The sequence below is a fragment of the Mycobacterium sp. genome (assembly GCF_050701675.1).
Classification (GTDB): Bacteria; Actinomycetota; Actinomycetes; order Mycobacteriales; family Mycobacteriaceae; genus Mycobacterium.
Window position 1 is genome coordinate 1 of record NZ_JBOGDD010000002.1, and the last position, 5,360, is coordinate 5,360.

Genomic DNA, 5,360 nt, shown 5'->3' on the forward strand with positions numbered 1-5,360 from the left:
CGGTGGTACCCGAGAGTCAGTGACCGCCAGCGACGCGGTCGCGGCGTTGACGTCGTCGCCGACAGAGCCCGCGAAGGTTCTGGTGTCCGGCGGCGTCGGCACCGGGAAGACGACGGCGCTCGCCGAAATCCGGGCTGCGTTGCGGGCGGCGGGGGGCACCGTGATCGCGAGGGCGCCGCGCGACGGCGACCCGAGCGGTGCCGCCGTCGTCATCGACGACGCCCACCTGCTCGGCGCCGCTGATCTGGGACGGCTTGTCGAACTCGTCGGCGACCCCGCCGCCACGGTGGTGATCGCCGCCGAGCCGTTGTCGCACCATCCCGCGCTCGCGGCGCTGCGCACGGCGATGTCGCGGGAGGCACCCATCGTGTCGCTCGACCCGCTCACGCCGTCGGAGGTGAACCGCATCGCCTCAGAGTCACTCGGTTCCACGCCATCGTCGGAGGTGGTCCGGGCCCTGATGACGGCGACCGCGGGGCTGCCGTTCCTCGTGCACCCCGCGGTGGCGGCGGTGAGCAAGCCCGACGGAGAGGCAGGAGCCGAGGCCATTACCGCAGCGACCCGGGTCGCGCTGATCGAGCGGCTGCGGCGGGTCGACGAACCGGTGCTCGACACCCTGCTGCTCTCGTCGCTGAGTCAGGAACTGGGCCCCGACGATGTCGGCGCCGCGCTCGGAGCGGACCAGGAGCAGGCGCAGCGACTCGTCGACGTCGCCCGCGCCAGCGGGTTGATCGCTCCGTCGCACAGCCCCGCGTTCGCCGCTGCGCTGCACCAGAGCCTCGCGCAGATCATCGGTGCGGCGCGGCACCACCACGTCGAGATCTCACTGTTGCGCACCCAGATCGACAAGTCGACGCTCTCGATGGATCTTGCGCTGCGCCTCGCCGAGCACGGGCTGCGCGACGCTCAGTTGGCCGACGCACTCACCGATCTCGCCGCGCGCAGCCAGGGCCATCCGGCGAGGGCGGCTCGGCTATATCGGGCGGCCACCGAGGTCGGGGCCAGCGAGCTCAATGCCAACCTCGCCGACGCGTTGGCGCTGACCGGGGACTGCGCGACGGCCGGGCGGCTCGCCGACGAGCTGCTCTCCTCCGACGTGCCCGCCGAGAGGGCGGCGGCCGTGCGCATCGCGGCGAGCGTCGCCATGCACGACGGGAGTGCCGCGCAGGCCGCCGAATTGTTCCGCTGGCTGGGCCCCTACTCGGATGCCGTCGTGGGATCTGCTGGCGTGGTCGCCGCGCTCGGGGTCGGCGACGTCGCATCCGCGCGCGCGGCCCTGAACGTCGACTCCTCGGGACCTCCGACGTCGACCGCCCGCGCCGCTCGCGGTCTCGCCGAGGGCATGCTGCTGACGCTCGACGGCACCTATCCGGCAGCCATTGCCCGGCTGGCGCAGTCGATGTCGGAACAGCCGTCCGCCGTCGTCACCCCCGACACGCCTGCCGCGTTGGTGACGTTGGCGGCTCTGCACGGTGGGGACTCGGTCCGCGCCCGCAGCGTCATCGGCCGCGCCGTCCGAAGTACCGGTGCCGACGAGGGTTTCGCCGCGCACCGCCACACGCTGTTGCTCGGCTGGGCCCGCATGCTGGACGGCCAGCTGTCTGCCGCGGGGGCCGACGCCGCCGCGGTGGCGGGTGAGACCCTGCACCGCCGCGACGCGTTGTGGGCCGCGGCGCTGCAAACGGCCGTGGCGCGCCGGTCCGGAGACAGCGGAGCCGTGCAGAAGCACTGGTACACGGCCATGGAGGTGCTCACCGAGTACTCGATGGACCTGTTCGCACTGCTGCCACTCGGCGAGCTGTGGGTGGCCGCGGCCCGCGTGCGCCAGGTGGATCTCATTCAGCCTGCGCTTGACGAGGCGTTCGATCTTCTTGCGAGGCTTGACAATCCGCCACTGTGGTCGGTCCCGCTGCACTGGGCGGGCGTTCATGCGGGCATTCTCGCGAACTCCCCTGGTTCGGTGGCGCCACACGGGCAGGCGCTGGCGGCGGCTGCGGGCAGGAGTTCGTTCGCACGGGCCCTGGCCACTGCGGGACGGACCTGGCTTCGGGTCCTGGCCAATCAGGTCGACACCGACGAGGTGACCGCGGCGGCCCGCTCCCTGACGCAGTTCGGCCTCACCTGGGATGCCACCCGGCTGGCCAGCCAAGCCGCACTCCAGACTCCCGACGGGCGCGCCTCCGGGGCCATGCTCCAGTTGGCTCGCGACCTCAAACTCAGCGCATCCGGGGGCGAGGACGCCGCCGACTTCGCCGAAGCCCCCGCCATGGCCGCACCCCAGCGGCAATCGTCGATGGCCCGAGCGTCACGGCTGTCCGACCGGGAGCGGGAGGTCGCGGAGTTGCTGCTGCAGGGCATGCCGTACCGCGACATCGGGAGTCAGCTCTTCATCTCGGCGAAGACCGTCGAACACCACGTGGCGCGGATCCGGCGAAGGTTGGGAGCGGAGTCGCGATCGGAGCTGATCTCGATGCTGCGGGCGATTCTCGGCGCTCCTGGCTGAACTGCGAACGTGACAACCGCCACAGCAAGTCGACAGGGACCGCGCGGCACACGGACTCGCGCGGCCGTGAGCGAGCACCCCCGCCGGGCACCACGAGCAGCGTGGCTTCAATGTCAACGGCCGGATCGCCGCCCGCAGGCCCGTCGTCGTCGACCCCGGCCTCGGTGGATGGCGAAGGCGACCGACCGGTGAGTTAGGCCAACCTATGTAGCGGCGCCAAACTACCGGATGCCACTATGAGCTGGCATCTAGCGTAAGTTACCGATCAGTAACCAGACTTCTTACTGTTCAGTAACTTGGATTTGGGAGGCTCGCGGTGGATACAGACGCCCTAGTTCTGATCACGATGATCATCGGCGTAGTGATGATCATCGTCGTGCTGGCCTTCGCCGCCAAGCGGGTGCTGTTCCTGACGAACCTGATCCGGTCCGGCCAGAAGACGATCGACGAGGGCGCCCGCAAGGACAACCTCAAGACCCGTATCACCACCCAGTTCACCGAGGTCTTCGGGCAAACTCGACTGCTGCGGTGGTCGGTCCCCGGCATCGCCCACTTCTTCACCATGTGGGGCTTCTTCGTCCTGGCCTCGGTCTACCTCGAAGCATTCGGCGTGCTGTTCTACCCGAAGTTCGCCATCCCGTTCGTCGGGCACTGGGACGCGCTGGGCTTCCTGCAGGACTTCTTCGCGCTCGCGGTGCTGCTCGGCATCATCACGTTCGCGATCATCCGACTGCGTTCGGAGCCCAAGGAGTACGGCCGCGACTCCCGCTTCTACGGTTCACACACCGGCGGCGCCTGGCTCATCCTCGTCATGATCTTCAACGTCGTGTGGACCTACGCGCTGTTCCGCGGGGCCTCCGTGGCAACGGAGAACCTGCCCTACGGGTGGGGGGCCTTCTTCTCGCACGGCATGGGTGCAATACTGGCTCCGCTCGGCGAGACGCCCAACGAGATCATCGAGCGCGTCGCACTGCTGCTGCACCTCGGCGTTGCGCTCGTCTTCCTGCTGATCGTCCTGCACTCCAAGCACCTTCACATCGGCCTGGCGCCGGTCAACGTGACGTTCAAGCGCCTGCCCAATGGACTGGGCCCGCTGTTGCAGATGGAGTACAACGGCGAATACGTCGACTTCGAGGATCCCGCCGAGGACGTCGTCCTTGGCCGCGGCAAGATCGAGGACTTCACGTGGAAGGGCTATCTCGACTTCACGACGTGTACCGAGTGTGGCCGCTGCCAGTCCCAGTGCCCCGCCTGGAACACCGGTAAGCCGTTGTCTCCCAAGCTCGTCATCATGAACCTGCGCGACCACCTCTTCGCCAAGGCGCCGTACATCCTCGGTGATGCGGAGACCCCGCTGGAGAACACCGCGGAGGGCGGCGTCGGCGAGGAGCTTCGCGGCGAGAAGCACGCAGAGACGCACGCCGTCCCGGAGTCCGGTTTCGAGCGCATCCTCGGCTCCGGCCCTGCGCAGGCCACCCGCCCGCTCGTCGGGACCCTCGAAGAGGGCGGTGTCATCGACCCCGACGTCCTGTGGTCCTGCACCACCTGCGGCGCCTGCGTCGAGCAGTGCCCGGTGGACATCGAGCACATCGACCACATCGTCGACATGCGCCGCTACCAGGTGATGGTCGAGTCGGAGTTCCCCGGCGAGCTCGGCGTGCTGTTCAAGAACCTCGAGCGGGCAGGCAACCCATGGGGTCAGAGCTCCAAGGAACGCAGCAAGTGGATCGACGAGGTCGACTTCGACGTGCCCGTGTACGGCGAGGACGTCGACTCCTTCGACGGCTTCGAGTACCTGTTCTGGGTGGGCTGCGCCGGCGCCCTCGAGGACCGCGCCAAGAAGACCACCAAAGCCGTCGCCGAGCTGCTCGCGACGGCGGGCGTCAAGTTCCTCGTTCTCGGCACCGGCGAGACGTGCACCGGCGACTCGGCCCGTCGCGCGGGTAACGAGTTCCTGTTCCAGCAGTTGGCTTCACAGAACGTCGAGACCATCAACGAGCTCTTCGAGGGCGTCGAGACGGTCGACCGCAAGATCGTCGTGACCTGCCCGCACTGCTTCAACACCCTCGGTCGCGAGTATCCGCAGCTGGGGTCCAACTACACCGTGGTGCACCACACACAGCTGCTGAACCGGCTGGTCCGTGACAAGAAGCTGGTCGCGGTGAGCCCGGTGAGCCAGGACGTGACCTACCACGACCCCTGCTACCTCGGCCGCCACAACAAGGAGTACTCCGCGCCCCGCGAGCTGATCGGGGCCTCGGGCGCCACGCTCACCGAGATGCCCCGCCACGCCGACCGCGGCCTGTGCTGCGGTGCGGGCGGTGCGCGGATGTGGATGGAAGAGCACATCGGCAAGCGCGTCAACCACGAGCGCGTGGAAGAGGCGCTGAACACCGACGCATCGAAGATCGCCACCGGCTGCCCGTTCTGCCGCGTGATGATGACCGACGGCGTCGGCGACAAGGCCGAGGAGATGGGCAAGGAGGCCGAGGTCCTCGACGTGGCCCAGCTGCTGCTCGCGTCGCTGGACAAGGACGCGGTCACACTGCCCGCCAAGGGTGCCGCAGCCGAGTTCGCCGCCGCCCGCGCGGCCGAGCGGGAGAAGACCGAGGCAGCCAGGGTCGATACCGCTCCTGCGGAGGCCAAGCCGGTCGTCGAGCAGGAAGAGGCCGAACCCGCGGCCAAGGCGGACGCCACCGACGCCCCTGCCGCACCCGCGGCGCCCGCCAAGGGCGGCCTGGGCATCGCGACGGGAGCCCGCCGACCCGGCAAGAAGCCTGCCGCCCCCGCGGCGACCACCCCCGAAAGCACCACGGGGACAACCCCGGACGCCCCGGCCGCGCCACCCGTCAAGGGC

Annotated in this window: 2 protein-coding genes; both read left to right on the forward strand. The window is 69.2% G+C overall.

What is annotated here, in order from left to right; translation table 11 throughout:
• Positions 1–19 precede the first annotated feature (19 nt).
• Positions 20–2,503, forward strand: coding sequence for an isoniazid response ATPase/transcriptional regulator IniR (gene iniR / locus ACRDUX_RS00020; protein WP_526409798.1), 2,484 nt, complete (start codon positions 20–22; stop codon positions 2,501–2,503).
• Between the two features lie 346 nt (positions 2,504–2,849).
• Positions 2,850–5,360 (forward strand): heterodisulfide reductase-related iron-sulfur binding cluster (locus ACRDUX_RS00025; RefSeq protein ID WP_526409800.1); only part of this gene is annotated, 2,511 nt, incomplete at its 3' end.